The sequence below is a fragment of the Streptomyces nogalater genome (genome assembly GCF_039532885.1).
GTDB classification, from domain to species: Bacteria; Actinomycetota; Actinomycetes; order Streptomycetales; family Streptomycetaceae; genus Streptomyces; species Streptomyces nogalater.
Genome location: NZ_BAAASM010000096.1, coordinates 1 through 878 on the forward strand (window position 1 = coordinate 1; position 878 = coordinate 878).

The 878-nt window shown below is 68.3% G+C and carries 1 protein-coding gene; it reads left to right on the plus strand.

The features are described from left to right. Positions 1–878: CE1758 family FMN-dependent luciferase-like monooxygenase (locus ABD350_RS37755; RefSeq protein WP_344353973.1), on the plus strand; the 878-nt coding region annotated here is incomplete at both ends.

The following is an 878-nucleotide window of genomic DNA, read 5'->3' on the forward strand; positions in this document are numbered from 1 at the left end:
CCGACCACGATGCTCGGCTACATAGCCGCCCGCACCGAGCGGCTGATCCTGTCCACCTCCACCACCCTGATCACCACCAACGACCCGGTGAAGATCGCGGAGGACTACGCGATGCTCCAGCACCTGGCCGACGGCCGGGTGGATGTGATGATGGGCCGCGGCAACACCGGCCCGGTCTACCCGTGGTTCGGCCAGGACATCCGCGAGGGCATCAACCTGGCCATCGAGAACTACGCGCTGCTGCGCCGGCTGTGGCGCGAGGACGTCGTCGACTGGGAGGGCAAGTTCCGCACCCCCCTGCAGGGCTTCACCTCCACGCCCCGCCCGCTGGACGCCACCCCGCCGTTCGTCTGGCACGGCTCCATCCGCTCCCCCGAGATCGCCGAGCAGGCCGCGTACTACGGCGACGGCTTCTTCCACAACAACATCTTCTGGCCCGCCGACCACACCAAGCGGATGGTCGAGCTGTACCGCAGGCGCTACGCCCACTACGGGCACGGCACCCCCGAGCAGGCCATCGTCGGCCTGGGCGGCCAGGTGTTCATGCGCACGAACAGCCAGGACGCGGTACGCGAGTTCCGCCCCTACTTCGACAACGCCCCGGTCTACGGCCACGGGCCCTCGCTGGAGGACTTCACCGAGCAGACCCCGCTGACCGTCGGTTCCCCGCAGCAGGTCATCGAAAGGACCCTCGCCTTCCGCGACACCGTCGGCGACTACCAGCGCCAGCTGTTCCTGATGGACCACGCCGGACTGCCCCTGAAGACCGTGCTGGAACAGCTCGACATACTCGGCGAGGAAGTCGTCCCCGTCCTGCGCGAGGAGTTCGCCAAGAACCGCCCCGCACACGTACCGGACGCACCCACCCACCAGTCGCT